This window comes from Ensifer oleiphilus, assembly GCF_013371465.1.
Classification (GTDB): domain Bacteria; phylum Pseudomonadota; class Alphaproteobacteria; order Rhizobiales; family Rhizobiaceae; genus Ensifer; species Ensifer oleiphilus.
This window is the reverse complement of the sequence record NZ_JABWDU010000005.1, coordinates 342538-361399: the sequence shown is the minus strand read 5'-3', so window position 1 is coordinate 361399 and position 18862 is coordinate 342538. Positions and strand designations below refer to the sequence as shown.

Sequence of the window (18862 nt, the reverse complement as noted above, 5' to 3'; positions counted from 1 at the left end):
TTGACCAGTGCGTCGAGAGGCGAGACTGTCGCATCTCTAACTGGCCCAACTGTCGCATTACTAAATAGCCGCTACATGGAAAGATCAGATAAGATAGATTATGGAACTTGTAGATGCGCCCAGAATACTGGTTTGTGGGCATGTTGCGCCCACTCTTGGCTTGACCCAGCCGGTGCCGACTGGTTAGTCGTTCACCACGAAACCTCGTTTTGCAAGGCCCCATGCGATGAGCGAATTGCGCGTTCTTTCAGATGCTTTCATTCCGGAACTGCCAAACCGCTACAATGGCAAGGTGCGTGAAAACTATGATCTTCCCGGTGGTGAACGTATCATCATCGCGACAGACCGGCTCAGCGCCTTCGACATCATCCTGACGTCCGTTCCACACAAGGGCCATGTGCTGACGCAGACTGCACGCTACTGGTTCGAAGAAACCGCCGACATCTGCCCGAACCATGTGATCAGCTATCCCGACCCGAATGTCGTCATCGGCAAGCGGCTCGATATCCTGCCGGTCGAAATCGTCGTGCGCGGCTATCTCGCCGGAACCACGAGCACATCCATCCTGACGAAGTATCGCAACGGCGAACGGGAGATGTATGGCATCCGTCTTCCAGATGGAATGCGCGACAATCAGAAGCTTCCACAGGCTATCATCACGCCGACCAGCAAGGCCTTCGACGGCGGCCACGACGAGCCGCTGTCGGTGGACGAAATTCTCGAGCAAGGCCTGCTGACGCGAGAGCAGCTCGATACCGTGTGGAGCTACGCGCTCTCGCTGTTTGCCCGCGGCCAGGCGCGCGCCGCCGAGCGCGGCCTCATCCTCGTCGACACGAAGTATGAATTCGGTACCGACAAGGATGGCACCATCATCCTCGCCGATGAAATCCATACGCCCGACAGCAGCCGGTACTGGATCGCCGACAGCTATCAGCAGAGCTTTGAAGCCGGCGAACGCCCGAAAAGCTTCGACAAGGACTTCGTACGCGCATGGGTAACCGAGCGCTGCGACCCCTACAAGGATCCCATCCCGGCAATCCCGCAGGAACTCGTCGAGCAGACATCGGCTGTCTACATCGAAGCCTACGAAAAGATCACCGGAAGGACGTTCGTTCCGAACCTGTCGGGCGGCACTGTGCTGGAGCGCATTCGCAAGAACCTGGCGCCGTATTTTTCAAAGTAAGTCGGTATATTAGAAATTTCGAAGATTGCGAAGTTCAGCCATCGCCGAGTACCGTGACGTCGACCTCAAACTCGAGCCGCATCAGATCATATGCCGGCTCCACATGGTCAGGCGTTTCGCCTTGGACGGTGTCGTAGTCGAGCGGCACGTGCATATGTGTCAACACGGCACGCTTCGGGCGAAGCCGCTCGATCCAGCCGAGCGACTGTACCAGCGACAGGTGGCTGGGGTGAAACTTGTATTGCAGCGTATCGAGCACCAGCAGGTCGAGGTCGGCCAGCCTTCCGATCGTTTCTTGCGGAAAGTCGCTGACATCGCTGCAATAGGCAAAATCGCCGACACGAAATCCGAGCGAATGAGTATTGCCGTGAAATTGCATCAGCGGCTGGAAAGCAATCGGCCCACCGGCGCCTGTAATGACTACCGGTGACAGATCTTGAGCGATGACGTGGCCGTCGACGATCGGCGGATAACCGCTTCCGGGCGGTGATTCCAGGCAATAGTGAAACCCTTCGCGGATCCGGCCCATCGTAAAGGCGTCGGCCCAGATCGGTATGCGCTTCTTGTTTTCAATGACAAAACCGCGCAGATCATCGATCCCATGCAGATGATCGGCGTGCGAATGCGTGTAGAGCACGGCATCGATGTGGCGGACATTGGTCGCCACCATCTGCGCACGAAAGTCCGGACCGGTATCGATGACCACCGTCGTCTTGCCGCCATCCGGCGCGATCTGCTCCACCAGCAAGGCCGCACGCATGCGACGGTTCTTCGGGTTTTCGGGATCGCAGGCACCCCAGTCACCGGTGATGCGCGGCACACCAGGCGACGACCCGCAGCCGAGAATGGTGAAAGCGCGCCTGAATGCCACGTCAGAGCCTCGGCATCTTGGAGAAGATGCGGAACGCGTTTTCCGTCGTGATCTCTGCAATCTCGTCCTTCGATACGCCGATCGTGTCTGCCAGTATCTCCGCCGTGTGCGCCACGTAAGCCGGCTCGTTGCGCTTGCCGCGGAACGGCTTTGGCGCAAGATAAGGCGCGTCCGTCTCGACGATCATCCGGTCATGCGGAACGGTCTTGGCGATCTCGCGCAATTCCTCCGACTTCGGGAAGGTCAGAATCCCAGAGAAGGAGACGTACCCGCCGAGCTCGACGCCGATGCGCGCCAGTTCCGGCCCCGATGAGAAGCAGTGCAGAAGAAAAGGGAAGGCGCCCTTCCCCGTCTCCTCGGTAAGGATCGCCGCCATATCATCGTCGGCCGAGCGGCTGTGAATGACGAGCGGCAGACCGGTTTCGCGCGCCGCAGCTATGTGGCGACGCAGGCCTTCGGCCTGGGCGTCGCGGGGGGCGTTGTCGTAGAAATAGTCGAGACCTGCCTCGCCGATCGCCACCACCTTCGGATGCGCCGAAAGCCGGACGAGATCGTCCGCCGTGATATCGAGTTCCTCATCCGCATTGTGCGGATGCGTGCCGACGGAACAGAAGACGTTCGGATACGCCTCGGCGATCGCAAGGATCGTATCGAAGCGCTTCACGCGGGTGGAGATCGTGATCATCTGGCCGACGCCGGCCGCGCGCGCACGCTCGATGATCGCGTCGCGCTCGGCTTCGAAGTCGGGGAAATCCAGATGACAATGGGTATCGATAAGCATGCTGATCGTGCCTTATTGCGCTTCCGGCGCGATGTATCGCGGGAACACAGGCTTGGGCGCTTCAAGTGGCGTTCCGGAGACAAGACGACCCGCCTCACCCAATGCCGCAAAGTCACGCTTGTCGGCCGGGGCCGCCACGAGGTCGAGCAGTTTTGCGGACGATTCCGGCATGAAAGGCTGCAGCAAGATGGCGATCTGGCGCACGACCTCTGCGGTCACGTAAAGCACCGTTGCCATACGCGCCGGATCGGTCTTCTTCAAGGCCCAAGGTTCCTGACCGGCAAAGTAGCGATCGGTCTCCGAAACGACTGCGATGATCGCGGCAAGCGCGCGGTGGATCATCTGCTTGCCCATTTCGTCGCGGGTAATTTCCAACAGCGCGTCGGCGGCGGCCAGCATCGCCTTGTCTTCGTCGGTCAGCGCACCGCACACCGGAATCTGGCCGTCGCAGTTCTTGACGATCATCGAAAGCGAGCGGCTGGCGAGGTTACCGATACCATTGGCGAGATCGGAGTTGATTCGGGTTGCGATCCCCTCCTCGCTGTAGCTTCCGTCCTGACCGAAGGAAACCTCGCGCAGGAAGAAATAGCGGATCTGATCGAGGCCGAAATGCTCGACCAGATTGAAGGGATCGACGACGTTGCCGAGCGACTTCGACATCTTCTCGCCCTTGTTGAGCAAGAAACCATGCGCGAAGACGCGCTTGGGCAGCGGCAGGCCAGCCGACATCAGGAAAGCGGGCCAATAGACCGCATGGAAGCGGATGATGTCCTTACCGATGATGTGAATGTTCGCCGGCCAGAACTTTGCCCGCGGACCCTGCGGATTGTCGAGGTAGCCAGTTGCGGTAATGTAGTTGGTGAGCGCGTCCACCCAGACGTACATGACGTGACCCGGATCGTTCGGCACCTTGATGCCCCAATCGAAGGTGGTGCGTGAAACCGACAGGTCCTTGAGGCCTGATTTGACGAAGGAGATCACCTCGTTGCGGCGCTCGGCCGGGCCGATGAAATCCGGGTTCTCCTCGTAGTGCTTCAGAAGCTTGTCCTGGTACTCCGACAGTTTGAAGAAGTAGCTCTGCTCCTCGACCCATTCGACCGGCGTGCCCTGCGGACCGTAGCGCACACCATCGGCGCGCAACTCCGTTTCGTTTTCCTGATAGTAGGCTTCGTCGCGCACGGAGTACCAGCCGGCATAGGAATCCTTGTAAAGATCACCCGCCTCGCCCATGCGAACCCATATGTCTTGCGACGCCTCGTGGTGCCGCTTTTCGGTGGTGCGGATGAAGTCGTCATTCGATGCGTTCAGCAGCACCGCCATCTTCTGGAACTCCGAGGAATTCCGATCGGCAAGCTCCTGCGGAGTCACACCTTCCCGGCGTGCCGTCTGCTGCATCTTCTGGCCGTGTTCGTCGGTACCGGTTAAGAAAAAGACATCGCGTCCGTCCAGGCGCTGGTAGCGCGCCATCGCATCCGTGGCGATCAACTCATAGGCGTGGCCGATATGCGGCTTGCCGTTCGGGTAGGAAATCGCAGTGGTGATGTAAAAGGGGGACGTGTCTCTCATAGGCGCGGTCAATCTATCTCGGATGAAGCTACCGACGCTCTTAGCGCATACGCCGCAAGGAAGGAACCGGGAGATGGGAGAAAAGGCAGCACAGAAAGTGCTGGGCGGCCGACATGCTCGCTTGTGCCGAGCCGAGCGAAAACCTAGAACAAAACAGAAACAAGTATAAGAGATTCGCCATGTTGCGCCGTCTTGCACGTCAATTTGAAGCAGCGTCTGCCCGCTATGCAGAAGACAACGGCATCGAGCGGGATGCCGACTGGTTTATCCTGAAGATGCAGGAGGAAATCGGTGAACTGACCCAGGCGTGGAACAAGCGCACCGGCCGCGGCAGGCGGCATGGAAAGTCAGAAGACGAAATCCAAACCGATATGGCGGACGAGGCTGCAGACCTGCTGGGCCATGTGCTGCTTTTCGCCCACCATCACGATCTCGATCTCGTCGCGGCGATCAAACGCAAATGGAAGTTTCAGGTCGAGCTATAGCGCCGCCTTGACGTCATCCAGCAGCGAAAGAATGGTCTGCTTGCGATCGAGATTATAGGCGTCGCTGACCGTGAGACGCTCGCCGGTCGCGGCCGAAAGCCGGGCAAAACGTTCGGCGCGCATGATATCGCCGGCAACGGCCGCATCGCGGGCCTCGCGCATGAGCCGACCGGTCAGCAGCGACGTGAAGAAATCGAAGATTGTTTCGCTGTCCTTTGCCGAGAGAACGTCGGCAAGCTTGTGCATGTCCTTGCGGATCGCCGGCCCCTGCCCTTGGAGGATGCCCTCGAAGGTTGCGGCAATCTCCAGACCGCCGTAATTGATAAGCTTCAGCGCCTCCGCGACGCTACCATTTGCCGAGGCGAGAATGCGATTTGCATTCTCGCTCTCAAGATCGAAGCCGAGATGGTCGAGCGCCTGGCGCAGCGCCGACGGCTCCAGCGGCTTCAACCGCAACGGCAGGCAACGCGAACGGATCGTCGGCAACAGCTTACCCGGCGCATGTGTCAGCACCAGGAACAGCGACCGTCTCGGGGGCTCCTCGAGAATTTTGAGGATGGCGTTGGCGGCGTTGCGGTTGAGATCGTCGGCCGGGTCGATGATGACGATACGCCAGTTGCCGGTGCCCGATGTCTGGGAGAAGAACTTGCCGGCCCTTCGCACTTCGTCCACCGTGATCGCGCCCTTGACCCTGCCCGTCTTCTCGTCGACCGGCCGTGTCAGATGCAGAAGATTGTGCGATGCGCCCGAGGCCAGTTGCCGGCCGACGATCGACGCAGGGTCGGGATCCCCAAGACTTTCGGGCGCGGTCGCCGGATCCGGGTGATTGAGGATGTGGCTGGCGAACCGAAACGCAAGCGTTGCCTTACCGATCCCCTCCGGTCCTTCGATCAGGATGGCATGGTGCCCCTTGCCCGATCGGTAGCTCTGCGCCAGAAACGCTTCCGCCTGCTCATGGCCAAACAGCCGGTCGTTCTGGACCGGGGCAATTGCCCCTTCGAGCACACCGGGTGCTTCTGTCGTCATGGTGCGGAACCTGTGGATGTAGGCTCGGACATTTCGGCGTTTGCGAGCAGGTTTTCAAGGAGACCGAGAATCTCGGCGGCAATCGCCTCGGCAGATTGCGTCGCGTCGACGATGCGACACCTGTTCGGATCGGCCTTTGCGATGTCGAGGAAAGCCTCGCGGCGCTTCTCGTGCGTCTCCAGCTCTTCCTTCTCGAAACGGTCCGGGCTGTCATCGCCCGCGCGGCGCTGGGCACGATCGAGGCCGATCGTCGCCGGCAAATCAAAAATAACGGTTCGATCGGGTACTACACCGTTGATCGCAACGCGCTCAAGCGTCTCGACGAAGGCCGGCTCCAGATTGCCGGTGATGCCCTGGTAGACGCGGGACGAGTCCATGAACCGGTCGCAAAGCACGATCGTTCCCCGGGAAAGTGCGGGTCGGATGACCTCTTCGACATGATCGCTGCGCGCCGCGGCAAACAGGATTGCCTCCATCCGCACGCCAAAGGCTTCGGCAGCCCCCGAAAGCAACACGTGGCGCACCGCCTCGGCCCCGACAGATCCGCCAGGCTCGCGCGTCGTCAGCACTTCATGACCCAGCGATCGCAGAGAATCGGCGAGCAGGCGCAACTGGGTCGACTTGCCGGCCCCTTCCCCGCCCTCGAATGTTACAAACAGACCTTTTGCCAGCGACACAGTGCTTTCCTATATCGGCATGCGATTTGGCCCTGTTTAGCCGATTGGCCCAACCGATGAAACCACTGGGACCAGTTTTGTTACAGCCAGAAGAAGAGCAGTTCCTGGAGCGCGTCGAGAGCGCGGCTCGCCAAGGTGCCCTGCCCCACAGCCTCGGCGGTCTTGACGGGCACCTCGCGCAACAGCTTTTCGCCGTTCCAAAGTCGAACGACGCCGACTTCGGCCCCCGCTTCGACGGGAGCGCGCAGCGGCCATTTGTAAACGACGCGGGCAGTCAGGCGTTCCGGGTTGTTGACCGGCAACAGCACATCGACCGGCCCGCCGGCGACCAGCGCCACATGCGGGGCCGCACCACCGTAGATGCTGGCTTCGCCGATCGCTTCGCCATCGGCAAAGATCCGCCGCTTTTCGAAAGCCGTCATTGCCCAATCGAGCACCTTGCGGCTTTCCTCGGTGCGCTCCTTGTCGGTCTCAAGGCCCCCCATCGCGAGATAGACGCGGCGATCGCCGCGCTGCATCGATGCAGCCAGCGAAAAGCCGTAGCCTTCCGCAAATCCCGTCGCCACGCCATCGACCCCGACATTGGCCGCAAGCAACGGGTTCTTGTTGCGTTGAAGGATCTTGTTCCACTCGAACTCCGGCTGCGCGTACAGCCGATAGAGATCGGGGTGCGCCTCGTGCAGATGACGGGTCAAAGCCACCAGTTCGCTCATGGTGATCTGGTTCTGCGGATCCGGTAGACCGGTTGCATTGCGGAAGGTTGCTATCGGCATGCCGAGCACGCGGGCACGGGCCGTCATCTTTTCGGCAAAGGCGGCTTCATTGCCAGCCATCCCCTCGCCAAGGATGATGCAGGCATCATTGGCAAGCTGAACGGCCACACCCTGCAGCAGATCGGCCACGCGGACGCGTGACTTCAACGCAGCAAACATCGTCGATGTGCCCGAAGGCGCGCCGCCGGTGCGCCAGGCATGTTCCGAAACCTCGAAGACAGTTTCGGCCGACAGTTCACCCTTGGCGATCGCCTCGGCGACGACTTCCATTGTCATCAACTTCGCAAGCGAGGCGGGTGGAACAGGCTCGTTCTCGTCGCGGGAAAATAGGACGGTGCCGGTTTCGGCATCAACCAGCAGGATCTGTTTGGCCTTGGTGTCGAACGCCGCCTGTGGCGTCTGGGCCCCAGCAGCGCCCGCAAGCAACGCCGCGCAACCAAACACGACCGAAAGCATCTTCAAGCGCATGGGAAACTCCGGTTTCCCATTGGGCATAGCAGCGTCGTCAGAATGGCACAACGTCACGATCTACCGGATCGAGCCGGTTCTGCCTTCACGCTTGGCATGGGCAACGATGGATTCGGGCGTAAGCGGATTGGTCTCGACCATGATCGCGTCAAACGGCGACTTGGCATCGCTCACCCGCACTTCCACATAGGCAGCCGCATAGGCCATGTTGCCGTCCGGCAACGGAATGTATTCCGGCCGCTCGCGCGGGATAGGCCCGATCTCCGGCAGCATCACGAATTCTTCCAGCGACTGCGGAGCGGAAAACTGCGGAACAGGTGCAGCAAGGGCTGTCACCGCGCTGCTTGTATCAAGAGACGATTTGGGCGGGATGGTGAGCGTGCCGAGCTGATTTCGCATCGGCTCATTCGAGGCAACCATCACGCCGGTGGCAATCTGGCCTTCGGGCATGACGCCGGGGCTACGGTCGCCCTTCTTGACGTAGGACGCCATGAGATAGGGCATGTCGTTGCCTTCGAGCGGTGCCCGACCGACATATTGCACACGAACCTTGGCACTGCCCTTCTGCTTGATGTCGAGCAGATCCGCCGTCTTCGAGGATACGTCGATGATCCGGCCATATTCATAGGGGCCTCGATCGTTCACCCGAACGATCACGGAGGTGCCGTTTTCGGTATTGGTGACGCGGGCATAGCTCGGCAACGGGAATGTCGGGTGGGCCGCCGAAAGATGGAGCTTGTCGTAGACCTCGCCATTTGCAGTCAGGCGTCCATGGAAAGCGGAACCATACCAGGAGGCGACGCCGGTCTTGTTGTAGCCGAAATCTTCCTTGGGCTGATACCACTTGCCCTTGACCTGATAGGCTTTACCGACCTGAAACCGACCGCCGCCCTTCGGGATATTCTTGCCGGTGGCGACACGGGGGCTCGCCTTCACACCATAAACCGACTCGGCAAAGTATTCTTTGCTCCTCGGCTTGCTCTTCTTGATACTGGACGTCGATCCGCACGCCACAAGCGTTGCGCAAAGCACGGGAACCGCCGCAAGGCGCAGTCCCTTGATCAGATATGCCGCATTTTTACTGGATGTCATCTGTCCCACAACATCATTCGAACAAGCCGTACTCGAAACCTTCCACTCTTGCCCCCAAGCGGAAATCTCGGCGTCCCGAAACGGAACAGTCGATTAATCATGACAGCAACAAGGCAAAATTGCGAACCGGCGGACAGTCGGCCGCCCGAAATCTCCAGTTATGGTTTACGAATGGTTATCGAGACAGAAGGACAAGCTGACGCGCTCAGAAAATCTTGCCGCCGACGCATGTTAAATCTTGCAAAGTGACAAGCCTTCGCGCAATAACGCCCTGCCCGGAGGAGTGGCCGAGCGGTTTAAGGCACCGGTCTTGAAAACCGGCGTGCGTGAAAGCGTACCGTGGGTTCGAATCCCACCTCCTCCGCCATCCGCTGTCTCATTTCTTGCCATTCGAAGTCGAGCTCAATCGCAACGCGCATGCTCGAGCGGTTTCCGATTGCCCCTTTTACACACGCACGACCTGCCGTCGCGCCGGTATTCATGCACGCATTCGGAACCCGGCCGCCAGGTCCGCTTGCCATCCCGGATGAATTGAGGGAAAGTCTGATTCCGGCCCATCGAGGCCTGGGCAATCTCCCACAACTGGAGAAAACCATGCCTCTTAAATATCTGACGACAGCCGCTTTTCTTGCTGCTCTGACGCTGTCCGGCTGCGCAAGCACCGGTGACGCCAACACGACCTACGCCCAATGGCAAGGACCGTCGCCGGTACCTGATCCGTCAGCAGCAAGTCCCGGCGGCTTCCGCCTCAGCTACTGAGTCGCGATAGCCAATCGGCAACCCATTTGCGCCGAGCGTGACGGCGCCAATGCGGTCGCTTTTCTTGGCTTCAGGCAAAACCTCGCCTCTTCCGCCAAAGCTGGTCCGGGAGCAACTCACCCTTTCTACTGGGTTGCGAACACTCAAGATACTCCGCAGAGGCAGGACGTTCTACGCACCTGAAACGGCTGCCCGCATATCCGGCGAATTCGCCGTCACGCGCCTTGAAACCGAAACCGCCAGCCCCCACTTGATTAGAGCTTCTTGATATATCGCCATTCAGCAGTCAAGGAACTCAGTGATGCCAACCTTCATCATAGAACGCGACGTGCCCGGCGCCGACAAGCTCAGCCAGGACGATCTCTGCGCTATCTCGGCAAAATCCAACGCAGTCGTCGCCGATCTTGGCGTGCCATATACCTGGATCACCAGTTATGTCGCCGGCGACAAGATCTATTGCGTCCACGAGGCGCCGAGTGCCGATGTCATTCGCGAGCACGCCGAGCGCGGCGGATTTCCGGCCAACAGGATTACCGAGGTCGCGGCGGTCATCGGCCCCTCGACAGCATCCCAGGGAAATAGCGGCAAGTGATCGATGCGACTGAACCGCCTCCATCGCCCGGATATCGGCGCGCTACGCAGCATCGTGCAGCCGAAACCGATGATCCATCTGCGTCATCATTGACTTGAGGCGGTATCAGTGCAGGCTGGATCACCGGTCATTCGGGACCCAAGAGGGTTCCCCGGCACACCTTTCCAAGGAGACGATCATGGCAAAAGGTCAAGTGCGCAGCAACCGCGAGGTTAGAAAGCCCAAAAAGGACAAGACCGTCAAAGCCGCCGTTACGCCAGAAGGCTCACAGGTGAAGCTTGCAGGCAGCAGCTTCTCTTTGGGCAAGAAGGACAAAAAGTAAGGTAGCCGCTCCAACCTCGATAACCAAAGACGCCTGAACGTTTTATCAGTGGCCAGTTGAGCCGGATGTGCACGTCTCCGCACCTCCCGGCCGACTGGTCCCGCGACAAGAAACAAGAAATGATGCCGGCTTAGAAGCACATCTAACCGGCTCGTGAACCTTCCCGCTGACAAAAGGAACACTGCTGGCGGCGGGCGCTTGCCAATAGTCCCCCAATCGCGGCCGCCAAGATCGATGTTGCCGCCAGCCGTGGCGCTTGAGGTCAATGCCGGGGAGCAAGAAACGCCCCGAAACTCTCGCTCTTCCTGCCAATCTTCGTGTCTTCCCTGCCACAGCTTGAAGAGCCGTCATCGTCTTTCGCAAAGAACTGTTGAACACGACGCCCTGCGCGGCATGCTTGCTGGACTTAGGAACGAAAGCACGGTTCACATCGTTAACCACACTACCGGCATCACCCCGATCCAGCGGACGTTCACCGTGCTTGCAGCCCTGCTTATCGCCTCGATTATCGCATCGCCCCACATCGCCCTCAGCGCGACCACGGTCGACGACCTGCAAACCGACTTCGAATCGGCCATCCCCTGCCAGCAGATCGACGGCCGGAATGTCTGGAAAGGCTCGATCGCCTATTATATCCAGTCGTTCGTCTATCAAGGGGACACGCCGGTGGCGACCGACGCGGCTGATGCCGTGCTGCCGGAGGACAACTCGGCAGAGACCGTAAAGGAATTCGAGGACGCCTGTTCTGCAACGCAGCCGGCTTGAAACGCCCTCTCCTTCTTTGATGCCCGCCTTGCAACTGCTTATTGCCGATCTATTTCCACGCGCTGCCGTCGCTGGTGGCGCACCCGTGCGGCGGCAGTTCGTTGCCAAAAGTGAGCTTTAGCCGGTCACAACCCCACTGGCGGACCGGACCCGGCATCACCGCATTCAATGCGATACCGACTTCATCGAACGGGCTCTGCCTGTTATCGACATATTGATACCAGCGAAACCCGAGGACGGCAGTCGTTGCGATGACGATCGTCAACAGGATCCGAATCAGCTTTTTCATTGCACCCTCATTCCGTGAAAAGCGCGAGGCATAGCAGCTCCGCATGGCATGCCCAGCATCGAGGCAGCAGATAGGCGCACGATTGATACAACATTCACGGAATTTTAGGCACTTGCGGAACACATATGGAACAGATAGTGTCTGTTCTTGATTTGTTTCACGCCTCTGGAGCGACTTGCCATGCTGACCCGCAAGCAACAGGAATTGCTTCTTTTCATCCACGAACGCATGAAGGAGTCCGGTGTTCCACCATCCTTCGACGAGATGAAGGATGCACTCGACCTGGCATCGAAGTCGGGCATTCACCGGCTGATTACGGCGCTCGAGGAACGCGGTTTCATTCGACGCCTGCCCAACCGCGCCCGAGCGCTTGAGGTCATCAAGCTGCCGGAAGCTTACGCGGGAAGCGCTCAGCCGCGTCGCGGATTTTCACCAAGCGTCATCGAGGGAAGCCTCGGCAAACCTCCTGCCCCCGCTCCGGCTGCCGCAAAAGCGCCGCCGGTGGCAGACAACAGCTCCGTCTCGGTTCCGGTCATGGGCCGCATTGCCGCCGGCGTACCGATCTCGGCGATACAGAACAACACGCACGATATTACCGTGCCGCTCGATATGATCGGGAGTGGCGAGCACTATGCCCTTGAAGTGAAGGGTGACTCGATGATCGAGGCCGGCATCTTCGATGGCGACACGGTGATCATCCGCAATGCCACGACGGCCAACCCCGGCGACATCATCGTCGCGCTTGTCGATGACGAGGAAGCGACGTTGAAGCGCTTCCGGCGCAAAGGCGCGTCGATTGCGCTCGAGGCGGCCAATCCGGCCTACGAGACACGCATCTTCGGCCCCGACCGCGTCAAGATACAGGGCAAGCTCGTCGGCTTGATCCGCCGCTATCACTAAGCAGGATCACGCTTGCTGCTTCCTGCTGGACAGGCCGTCTTGTGCTTGAACGTCTCGCCACCCAAGGTGTAGCGAGACGGAGGTGGTCTGGTCGAGCGTTTGATGCGCTCGACAATTCTTATTCGTGTATGGAGTACTCGCCCAACTCGCAGAGGTCCTGCGTGTCTTCGGTCGTATCGAGACCGGAGCCTTCCTCGAATTCGAAGCGCATGTCGTATTTGCAGACATCGCGGCCGTCGGCGATGGTAATTTCCATGCTCTCGCCCGGATTAAGCACCTGCCGCCCGAAGACATCGTCTTCCCACTGGTCGACGCCCACCGGAGACGTATAGAAGTTCGTCAAAACGGCTTTCGTCTTGTTCTTCAGCTGAAAGACGAGATCCTCAGCGCTTGCGGTAGCCGTCGTTGCGGTAAAAATGGTAAGAGCAGCCAGGGCGATCTTAAATTTCATTTTATGTCATTTCCTCCATTGTTGGTTTTGTTTGACGCTACCTTTACGGGTAGCATCGCTGGAATATTCATTCCTGATGCCGTCTAGAGACAATAATCTTTGTACTGACAATACGGGCGGCATCACCATTTCGGGGCATGTCGCCGGCACGTCAGATGCGCGCACGATTCTTGGCTGCGCAAACGCGTGACGCGCACGCGCACGGCGGGCTACCTATGAAAAGCGAGCGTCCTTGGCGGCGAAGCAACACCAAGCAGACTTCGCCACAACTGCGCCAGACGCGCCCAGATCTTGGCCCCACCGGCGAAGCCGGCCCCACCGGCAAACGCTGGAATCGACAGGCGACTTGGTATCGTCACGGCGCGACCAGCAGCGTGGAATAATGGCGGTTCGATCATGTATCGGATTTGGAGCGATGGTCGCTCTCCCATCGGGGGCATGGGTCAGCGCATCGGGCGTAAAGGGTACGGGTGCAATCTCATAGACCGTATAAGAATTGAGACCGCATCCGATCCTTACTCGAACCATGGGCTGCCTTGAACCTGACGATCGCACCGTTGCCTTTCGACAATGGCAGCCTAGTTACGCATTTGCCTAACCAAGTGAGGAACTGCTGAATGAACCGTAATAGCCTTTATCTCGTCATCGCCGTGCTCGCCGTCGCTGTCATCGGTCTCGGCGTCTATGCTTATCGCGAAGAAACGAAACCTGCCGGTGTCGAGATCAAGATTGGCGAGGACGGCGTTTCCGTTCAGGAGAATTGAGCAGGCCACACACATTGCTGACGCGGTAACGAGCGGCGGATTCCGATCGGCGACAGCGCGTCGCATTGCCGCCAGCCTCCAGAGCCAGTGGTTGCTGAGGGAGGGGCAAGCAACGGTTGAAATTTGCTTCATCGGTAATTTGAGACCCGAGAGCCCCCGCCCCATGATCGTCCAAGCCATTCATCGGAAACACCCTCAACGTGAAGGGGGCGCTCGATGCTCAATCAAGCGCTTTCTGCTCGCAGATAGCCTCCACCGTAAGACATCGACCGTGGCGCCGCTGGGGCGGCGTCATGTCTTGTGGAACCTCGCGGGGGGCTTCGCAGACCTCGCGGCGCGCAACGTTCCCGGCCGAGATCGCCGACTTAACGGAGCGGCGGATGGCAAGACCGCCCTCAAGAATGAGTCGGCGCACGAATACACTTGAGCATGCGCAATCCGCCCCATATGGAAGACGTTCAATGCGCTTCAAAATCAGAGGGATGGCTGCATGAATCTCGACGTTCAGGACCTGGACGGAGCCTGCCACTGTGGGACGGTTCGTTTCAATGTAAAACTGAAAAACGGTCTTCATACCGCTCGCCGCTGTACCTGCTCCTACTGTCAGTTGAAGGGGGCGGTTGCCGTCTCCGCCGACAAGGACGGCGTCACGGTTCTTTCAGGAGGCGAGGCTCTCACCAAGTACCAGTTCAACACAAAGGCCGCAGAACATTACTTCTGCTCGAAATGCGGGATCTATGCGTTTCACAAGCCGCGCGCGAACCCGGACTTCTACGGCGTCAACGCCGCGTGCCTCCAGGGCGTCAGCCCGTTCGATTTCGAAGAACTGCCTGTCAACGACGGCATCAATCACCCGCTCGACACCAAGGGTTTGATCGGGCCAAGGCTGGCGGGAACACTGAAATTCATTGCGGCAAAGTGACTGGCGCGTTCAAGGCAGCAGCCAAACCATGCGGAAAAGTGCGCGCTAGTTGGTAACGGCACCATCGCAGCATCACTGTTGCCGTCCGCCCTTACAGGCGACGGTTGGGGCAGCCGAGAAATCAGTGTCGGGGCGTGGGGAAGTTGGCATTCTCCCAACGCCCAAGGCGGGACGTGACTGCGTCTCAGGGCCGGGAACTGCAACAGTCATCCACAGAACGGAATGGAAACGCTTGTTCAGAATGAAAAAAGGATCGCATTCAGAATGAACCCTCTTGCACTCTTTCTATATTCATTCTAAACGCTCGCCACGACTTGATAATCTCAGTCGGTGAGGCCTCGTGGCGGAGTGGTGACGCAGAGGACTGCAAATCCTTGTACCCCGGTTCAATTCCGGGCGAGGCCTCCAAAACACACCTAAAGCTTTATATTTAAAGCGCTTCTCGGAAAAACAGATCTGGTGCCCGCTCCAGTTCCGGGAAGCAGACAGTCTGTCTCGATTCGACTCATCGCTTCTAAAAGCGGTTGAACCTCACTCGAGATACGCTTCTTCGCCTCAGAGCGGAGAGCACTGTCCTCTCTTTAAGGAAGAACGCATTGTCCAGCCGGCCCTCGCCGCCCCTAGTGGAACAACAAGACGGGCGATTTGCAGGGCCAATCCTGTGCCCACTTGGGATCGGGGCACTGGCATCAAGGGTTGCGAGGCACTCACATCGGCAGAAATGCCGTCTCACAGGTTTTTACTAGCCAAGACGAAGCGGCCGTCTTTCTCTGCCGCTCGATGACGGCGATATTCCGCTTGCTTGAAGAGTGTTGCGTATCACATCACCGACGGCTGGAGGCATAGTGCCAGTTCGCCCCCCGACTTTCGGAAGTTTTTCTATCCGCCTAGCACCACGGCGTCGATCGCCCCTTCCACGGCCGCACAAGCCCTTCCGAGACGAGAATGCTTCCGAGCGAATGGCCGTCGCGCATCACGACGCGCAGTTTTTCGCTGGCCTTGTCATCGTCTCTGCCGATCGCTTCGATCAGTCTGAAATCTCCGGCGTTCAACAATTCGCGCAATCTCTGCTTGGCGTAGAAGCCGCGTGCACGCTCGCCATCGCAACCCGCCTGCTTGGTTCTCGGCGCGTCGATATCGGCGACGCGGATCAGTTCGCCGCGATAACGGAAGGTTGCGCCGTCGATGACGCAGTTGTCGTTGCGGATACCGCAGAAATAGAATTGATTCGCCTGGGGCTGGAGCGCAGCCGGCTGCACCACAGGCCGTTCGACCGGGGTCGGCGCGGCCAAGCCGACATTGACTGCCGGTACTGGACCATCGACAGTCTTTGTCCTGTTTGCGGCCGGAGGTGCGGCCGCACGCGCCACCGTCTTCGGCCTATCGTCTGGCCTGGATGTCGTTGTGGCCTTGGGGGCTGATGCGAATATACCTGAAATGACCGGCAGATCGCGCAATTGTCCACGGTGATCGTAGGCAACCACGCCACCGACCGTCAGCACAGCGGCGAGATACCACGGCAGCATGCCGCCCTGTTTCTTTGTCCGGCTGCCGCGGCGACGCCCACGGCTCGTTGTGGCTTTACCCATTCCGCCTCATCCTTGATCCGGCCGGCATTATGCTGGCGATCCGTTGCCGAATGGTTTTCAGCGGCCACTTGATTGCGGAGGTCCACCAGCAACGTCCCTAGGATTCAGGGAGGGAATGTGGAGCCTCGCCTGTCCCGTCGACCACGACCGGATACCGCACACTGTTCGGACAGAGCCAAGATGTTGCTGACGGAAGATTTTGAGAATCAGCCGACCCGTTATCTCACCTGCCGCCACCCGGTGGAATCGGTGAACACGCACTGACACAGTGCGCGCATGACCGCATCATCCCCACATCGGAATCGGCTTTCAGGATTTTCGCACTCGCTCGAAGCATTGGGCGGCAGGCGAAAGGTCACGGCTCCCTTGAAGAGCCCGCACGGCCACGCCGGCGTGCCCACCAGACCGCGAACCGGCGGCGGCGACGGCGAACCGCGGGAATGTCATGCGAGAGGATGAGCAACCCCAGGGGCACCATCCAGAAGCCGAGCACCGGCAGGAAGCCGAGAAAGCCGCCGAAAATCAGCAAGCCGCCGACAAGCATGCGCAGCAGCGGTGATTCCGGAAGCGCCAGGCGCCACTTGCCCAGAACGATCTGCCGGGTGTGGGGGTCTATGCCGAAATGCGTCTGTTTTCTGTTTTTATTCATCATTCCCTATCCGCCTGCGTTTCCCACAATTGGGGACTTCTCCACAGGCTCGCAACAAAACTTCTCACTTTTTTTGAAAAAACCGCTTGGCAAATCGGAAAAGCATTTGTATTAGCAGCCTCACTTCTGCAGGACACAAACCGCGCAGAACTTCTGCAGAAAAGACTGCAGATGATCCCTGGTAGCTCAGCGGTAGAGCATTCGACTGTTAATCGACAGGTCGCCGGTTCGAATCCGGCCCGGGGAGCCAGTTTCTAAAGGGTCGTTCCGAAAGGAGCGGCCCTTTTCATTTAGGGATATCAAAGGCTTCTCAGACATATGGGTGCTCCGCCCTTTGCCGTTCGCTCTCCCACCTCGCTTCTTTGGTCACATTTTGGTTACTTTTCGGACCACAGGCGCCCGAATGGCTCTTTTTCATTTTGCGGCTATGGTGGCGCAGAATCCACCTTACCCACGCCCCGAGATGTCATGCGCGCGAATTCGTCATCGCCCATTCTAGTCTGGTTTCGCAAAGACCTCAGGCTTGCCGACCACCATGCCCTTGCAGCCGCAGCAGCCGATGGCGCAGCGGTGATTCCCCTCTACATTCGCGAGCCAGCCGACAGCGGCAACGGGCCGCTCGGCGATGCGCAGCGATGGTGGCTGCACCATTCCCTGTTGGCGTTTCGGGAATCACTGCAGCGGATCGGATCGGATCTTGTTTTTCGCTCCGGCGATCCGCTTGATGTCATCGCCGATATTTCGCGGGAAACAGGCAGCGCCACCATCTTCTGGAATCGCCGCTATGATCCGAACGGAACGGCGACGGATGCGCCGTTAAAGAAGGCGCTCGTGGATCGCGGCTTTACCGTCAACAGCTTTGCCGGCCAGTTGCTTCACGAACCAACCCGCCTGTTCAACAAGACCGGTGGCCCCTATCGCGTGTTTACGCCGTTCTGGCGCGCGCTCGAAGCAAGCGGCGAGCCGCCGGCACCGATCGATCCGCCCGAAAGAATAGCCGCGCCAGAGCGCTGGCCTGCGTCCGAAGACCTTGAACGATGGAACCTCCTGCCGACGCAACCGAATTGGGCGTCGAGCTTCACCGACATCTGGACACCGGGTGAGGACGGGGCTGCGGACCGCTTGCAGAAATTCATCGAAGACACGCTCGACGGCTACAAGACCGCCAGGGATGTGCCGGCGGATGCCGGCACATCCCTGCTCTCGCCGCACCTTGCCTTCGGCGAAATCTCGCCGACGCAGATCTGGCACGCCACGCGTGGCCTGAAGGACACACCGGTCGACGATATCGTCACCTTCCGCAAGGAACTCGCATGGCGCGAATTTTCCTACAATCTGCTGTTTCACAATCCTGACCTGGGGCGTCGGAATCTCGATCGTCGCTTCGATGGCTTTCGCTGGTTGGACAACGACGACCACTTCGAGCGGTGGACAAAGGGCCTCACGGGCTACCCGATCGTCGACGCCGGCATGCGGCAACTCTGGCGCCACGGCTATATGCACAATCGCGTCAGGATGATCGCTGCCTCCTTCCTGATCAAGGACCTGCTGATCGACTGGCGCCGCGGAGAGGCCTGGTTTCGGGACACGCTGGTGGATGCTGACCCGGCTTCGAACGCCGCCAGCTGGCAGTGGGTGGCCGGTTCCGGCGCCGACGCTTCGCCATTCTTCCGTATTTTCAATCCCGTGCTTCAGGGGGAGAAATTCGATCCGAATGGGGACTATGTGAAGCGATTCGTTCCCGAACTGGCCGATCTCGACGCGCGCTACATTCATCGCCCGTTCCAGGCACCCCAACCCGCACTTGATGCTGCCGGCATTGCGCTTGGGATGACCTACCCAGCCCCCATTATCGATCATGCATTTGCGCGCGACCGTGCACTGGCCGCGTTTCAGGAAATCAGGAACGCCACCTAAAAATCGCTACAACCGCACCAC

General features: G+C 59.3%; 21 protein-coding genes and 3 tRNA genes. 13 read left to right on the top strand and 11 right to left on the bottom strand.

Annotation, left to right across the window (positions count from 1 at the left end; translation table 11 throughout):
- Nucleotides 1-235: 235 nt before the first annotated feature.
- Nucleotides 236-1183 (top strand): phosphoribosylaminoimidazolesuccinocarboxamide synthase, encoded by a 948-nt coding sequence (locus tag HT585_RS21405; protein WP_176354852.1) that lies wholly within the window; start codon nucleotides 236-238, stop codon nucleotides 1181-1183.
- Between the two features lie 34 nt (nucleotides 1184-1217).
- Here the strand turns inward: HT585_RS21405 and HT585_RS21400 are convergent, their stop codons facing one another.
- Genes HT585_RS21400 through metG form a run of 3 tightly spaced genes read right to left on the bottom strand, consistent with a single transcriptional unit; the run spans nucleotide 1218 to nucleotide 4401 of the window.
- The gene (locus HT585_RS21400) at nucleotides 1218-2054 is read right to left on the bottom strand and encodes an MBL fold metallo-hydrolase (protein ID WP_176354833.1); all 837 of its coding nucleotides are present in this window, start codon (nucleotides 2052-2054) and stop codon (nucleotides 1218-1220) included.
- 1 nt (nucleotide 2055) lies between these two features.
- Nucleotides 2056-2835, bottom strand: a complete 780-nt coding sequence (locus HT585_RS21395) for a TatD family hydrolase (RefSeq protein WP_176354832.1) — start codon at nucleotides 2833-2835, stop codon at nucleotides 2056-2058.
- Between the two features lie 12 nt (nucleotides 2836-2847).
- On the bottom strand, nucleotides 2848-4401 hold the full coding sequence (metG, locus tag HT585_RS21390; protein ID WP_176354831.1) for a methionine--tRNA ligase: 1554 nt from the start codon (nucleotides 4399-4401) through the stop codon (nucleotides 2848-2850).
- Nucleotides 4402-4580: 179 nt separating this feature from the next.
- On the opposite strand from metG, the gene HT585_RS21385 reads away from it, so the two are divergent.
- Nucleotides 4581-4886: a pyrophosphohydrolase domain-containing protein gene (locus HT585_RS21385; RefSeq protein ID WP_176354830.1), complete on the top strand. Its 306-nt coding sequence runs from the start codon at nucleotides 4581-4583 to the stop codon at nucleotides 4884-4886.
- On the opposite strand, the gene HT585_RS21380 is transcribed toward HT585_RS21385, so the two are convergent.
- The 4 genes from HT585_RS21380 to HT585_RS21365 all read right to left on the bottom strand — a co-directional run bounded on the left by HT585_RS21380 (nucleotide 4881) and on the right by HT585_RS21365 (nucleotide 8922).
- On the bottom strand, nucleotides 4881-5912 hold the full coding sequence (locus tag HT585_RS21380) for a DNA polymerase III subunit delta' (protein ID WP_176354829.1): 1032 nt from the start codon (nucleotides 5910-5912) through the stop codon (nucleotides 4881-4883). The genes HT585_RS21385 and HT585_RS21380 overlap by 6 nt on opposite strands.
- Nucleotides 5909-6589 carry a dTMP kinase gene (gene tmk, locus HT585_RS21375; RefSeq protein ID WP_176354828.1) on the bottom strand — a complete coding sequence of 227 codons (681 nt, stop codon included), beginning with the start codon at nucleotides 6587-6589 and terminating at the stop codon, nucleotides 5909-5911. The genes HT585_RS21380 and tmk overlap by 4 nt, the downstream gene beginning before the upstream one ends.
- A gap of 80 nt (nucleotides 6590-6669) precedes the next feature.
- Entirely contained in the window at nucleotides 6670-7830 is a 1161-nt protein-coding gene (locus tag HT585_RS21370) for a D-alanyl-D-alanine carboxypeptidase family protein (RefSeq protein ID WP_176354827.1), read from the bottom strand.
- A 60-nt stretch (nucleotides 7831-7890) separates the two neighbouring features.
- A complete protein-coding gene (locus HT585_RS21365) occupies nucleotides 7891-8922 on the bottom strand; it encodes a septal ring lytic transglycosylase RlpA family protein (protein ID WP_176354826.1) in 1032 nt (343 codons plus the stop codon).
- A gap of 277 nt (nucleotides 8923-9199) precedes the next feature.
- Between HT585_RS21365 and HT585_RS21360 the strand changes: the two genes are divergently transcribed.
- From HT585_RS21360 to HT585_RS21340, 5 genes are all read left to right on the top strand, one after another.
- Nucleotides 9200-9289: transfer RNA gene (locus tag HT585_RS21360), tRNA-Ser, on the top strand.
- Between the two features lie 227 nt (nucleotides 9290-9516).
- On the top strand, nucleotides 9517-9681 hold the full coding sequence (locus tag HT585_RS21355; RefSeq protein ID WP_176354825.1) for a hypothetical protein: 165 nt from the start codon (nucleotides 9517-9519) through the stop codon (nucleotides 9679-9681).
- 301 nt (nucleotides 9682-9982) lie between these two features.
- Nucleotides 9983-10273, top strand: coding sequence for a DUF4242 domain-containing protein (locus HT585_RS21350; RefSeq protein ID WP_176354824.1), 291 nt, complete (start codon nucleotides 9983-9985; stop codon nucleotides 10271-10273).
- Between the two features lie 178 nt (nucleotides 10274-10451).
- The gene (locus HT585_RS21345) at nucleotides 10452-10595 is read left to right on the top strand and encodes a hypothetical protein (RefSeq protein WP_171986879.1); all 144 of its coding nucleotides are present in this window, start codon (nucleotides 10452-10454) and stop codon (nucleotides 10593-10595) included.
- 393 nt (nucleotides 10596-10988) lie between these two features.
- On the top strand, nucleotides 10989-11360 hold the full coding sequence (locus HT585_RS21340; protein WP_246707827.1) for a hypothetical protein: 372 nt from the start codon (nucleotides 10989-10991) through the stop codon (nucleotides 11358-11360).
- Between the two features lie 49 nt (nucleotides 11361-11409).
- Here HT585_RS21340 and HT585_RS21335 read toward each other — a convergent pair whose 3' ends face one another.
- A complete protein-coding gene (locus tag HT585_RS21335) occupies nucleotides 11410-11649 on the bottom strand; it encodes a hypothetical protein (RefSeq protein WP_176354823.1) in 240 nt (79 codons plus the stop codon).
- 180 nt (nucleotides 11650-11829) lie between these two features.
- On the opposite strand from HT585_RS21335, the gene lexA reads away from it, so the two are divergent.
- Entirely contained in the window at nucleotides 11830-12549 is a 720-nt protein-coding gene (gene lexA / locus HT585_RS21330) for a transcriptional repressor LexA (RefSeq protein WP_176354822.1), read from the top strand.
- A 118-nt stretch (nucleotides 12550-12667) separates the two neighbouring features.
- On the opposite strand, the gene HT585_RS21325 is transcribed toward lexA, so the two are convergent.
- Nucleotides 12668-13000, bottom strand: a complete 333-nt coding sequence (locus tag HT585_RS21325; RefSeq protein ID WP_176354821.1) for a hypothetical protein — start codon at nucleotides 12998-13000, stop codon at nucleotides 12668-12670.
- A gap of 617 nt (nucleotides 13001-13617) precedes the next feature.
- Here HT585_RS21325 and HT585_RS21320 point away from each other — a divergent pair.
- The 3 genes from HT585_RS21320 (at nucleotide 13618) to HT585_RS21310 (ending at nucleotide 15094) form a co-directional block, all read left to right on the top strand.
- On the top strand, nucleotides 13618-13764 hold the full coding sequence (locus tag HT585_RS21320) for a hypothetical protein (RefSeq protein WP_176354820.1): 147 nt from the start codon (nucleotides 13618-13620) through the stop codon (nucleotides 13762-13764).
- Nucleotides 13765-14254: 490 nt separating this feature from the next.
- Nucleotides 14255-14686: a GFA family protein gene (locus HT585_RS21315; RefSeq protein WP_176354819.1), complete on the top strand. Its 432-nt coding sequence runs from the start codon at nucleotides 14255-14257 to the stop codon at nucleotides 14684-14686.
- A gap of 334 nt (nucleotides 14687-15020) precedes the next feature.
- Nucleotides 15021-15094: transfer RNA gene (locus HT585_RS21310), tRNA-Cys, on the top strand.
- A gap of 479 nt (nucleotides 15095-15573) precedes the next feature.
- On the opposite strand, the gene HT585_RS21305 is transcribed toward HT585_RS21310, so the two are convergent.
- The gene (locus HT585_RS21305; RefSeq protein ID WP_246707826.1) at nucleotides 15574-16275 is read right to left on the bottom strand and encodes a thermonuclease family protein; all 702 of its coding nucleotides are present in this window, start codon (nucleotides 16273-16275) and stop codon (nucleotides 15574-15576) included.
- 355 nt (nucleotides 16276-16630) lie between these two features.
- Entirely contained in the window at nucleotides 16631-16927 is a 297-nt protein-coding gene (locus HT585_RS21300) for a hypothetical protein (RefSeq protein WP_425513769.1), read from the bottom strand.
- 172 nt (nucleotides 16928-17099) lie between these two features.
- On the opposite strand from HT585_RS21300, the gene HT585_RS21295 reads away from it, so the two are divergent.
- Nucleotides 17100-17174 (top strand) — tRNA-Asn (locus HT585_RS21295).
- 218 nt (nucleotides 17175-17392) lie between these two features.
- On the top strand, nucleotides 17393-18841 hold the full coding sequence (locus tag HT585_RS21290; RefSeq protein WP_176354818.1) for a cryptochrome/photolyase family protein: 1449 nt from the start codon (nucleotides 17393-17395) through the stop codon (nucleotides 18839-18841).
- The last annotated feature ends 21 nt before the right edge of the window (nucleotides 18842-18862 follow it).

Coding starts and splice junctions, on each gene's coding strand:
- HT585_RS21345 (WP_171986879.1), top strand. CDS start 10,452: ATGGCAAAAGGTCAAGTGCGCAGCAACCGCGAGGTTAGAAAGCCCAAA.
- HT585_RS21320 (WP_176354820.1), top strand. CDS start 13,618: ATGAACCGTAATAGCCTTTATCTCGTCATCGCCGTGCTCGCCGTCGCT.
- metG (WP_176354831.1), bottom strand. CDS start 4,401: ATGAGAGACACGTCCCCCTTTTACATCACCACTGCGATTTCCTACCCG.
- HT585_RS21340 (WP_246707827.1), top strand. CDS start 10,989: ATGCTTGCTGGACTTAGGAACGAAAGCACGGTTCACATCGTTAACCAC.
- HT585_RS21385 (WP_176354830.1), top strand. CDS start 4,581: ATGTTGCGCCGTCTTGCACGTCAATTTGAAGCAGCGTCTGCCCGCTAT.
- HT585_RS21290 (WP_176354818.1), top strand. CDS start 17,393: ATGCGCGCGAATTCGTCATCGCCCATTCTAGTCTGGTTTCGCAAAGAC.
- HT585_RS21300 (WP_425513769.1), bottom strand. CDS start 16,927: ATGATGAATAAAAACAGAAAACAGACGCATTTCGGCATAGACCCCCAC.
- HT585_RS21335 (WP_176354823.1), bottom strand. CDS start 11,649: ATGAAAAAGCTGATTCGGATCCTGTTGACGATCGTCATCGCAACGACT.
- HT585_RS21355 (WP_176354825.1), top strand. CDS start 9,517: ATGCCTCTTAAATATCTGACGACAGCCGCTTTTCTTGCTGCTCTGACG.
- HT585_RS21350 (WP_176354824.1), top strand. CDS start 9,983: ATGCCAACCTTCATCATAGAACGCGACGTGCCCGGCGCCGACAAGCTC.
- HT585_RS21370 (WP_176354827.1), bottom strand. CDS start 7,830: ATGCGCTTGAAGATGCTTTCGGTCGTGTTTGGTTGCGCGGCGTTGCTT.
- lexA (WP_176354822.1), top strand. CDS start 11,830: ATGCTGACCCGCAAGCAACAGGAATTGCTTCTTTTCATCCACGAACGC.
- HT585_RS21315 (WP_176354819.1), top strand. CDS start 14,255: ATGAATCTCGACGTTCAGGACCTGGACGGAGCCTGCCACTGTGGGACG.
- HT585_RS21395 (WP_176354832.1), bottom strand. CDS start 2,835: ATGCTTATCGATACCCATTGTCATCTGGATTTCCCCGACTTCGAAGCC.
- HT585_RS21365 (WP_176354826.1), bottom strand. CDS start 8,922: ATGACATCCAGTAAAAATGCGGCATATCTGATCAAGGGACTGCGCCTT.
- HT585_RS21325 (WP_176354821.1), bottom strand. CDS start 13,000: ATGAAATTTAAGATCGCCCTGGCTGCTCTTACCATTTTTACCGCAACG.
- HT585_RS21380 (WP_176354829.1), bottom strand. CDS start 5,912: ATGACGACAGAAGCACCCGGTGTGCTCGAAGGGGCAATTGCCCCGGTC.
- HT585_RS21305 (WP_246707826.1), bottom strand. CDS start 16,275: ATGGGTAAAGCCACAACGAGCCGTGGGCGTCGCCGCGGCAGCCGGACA.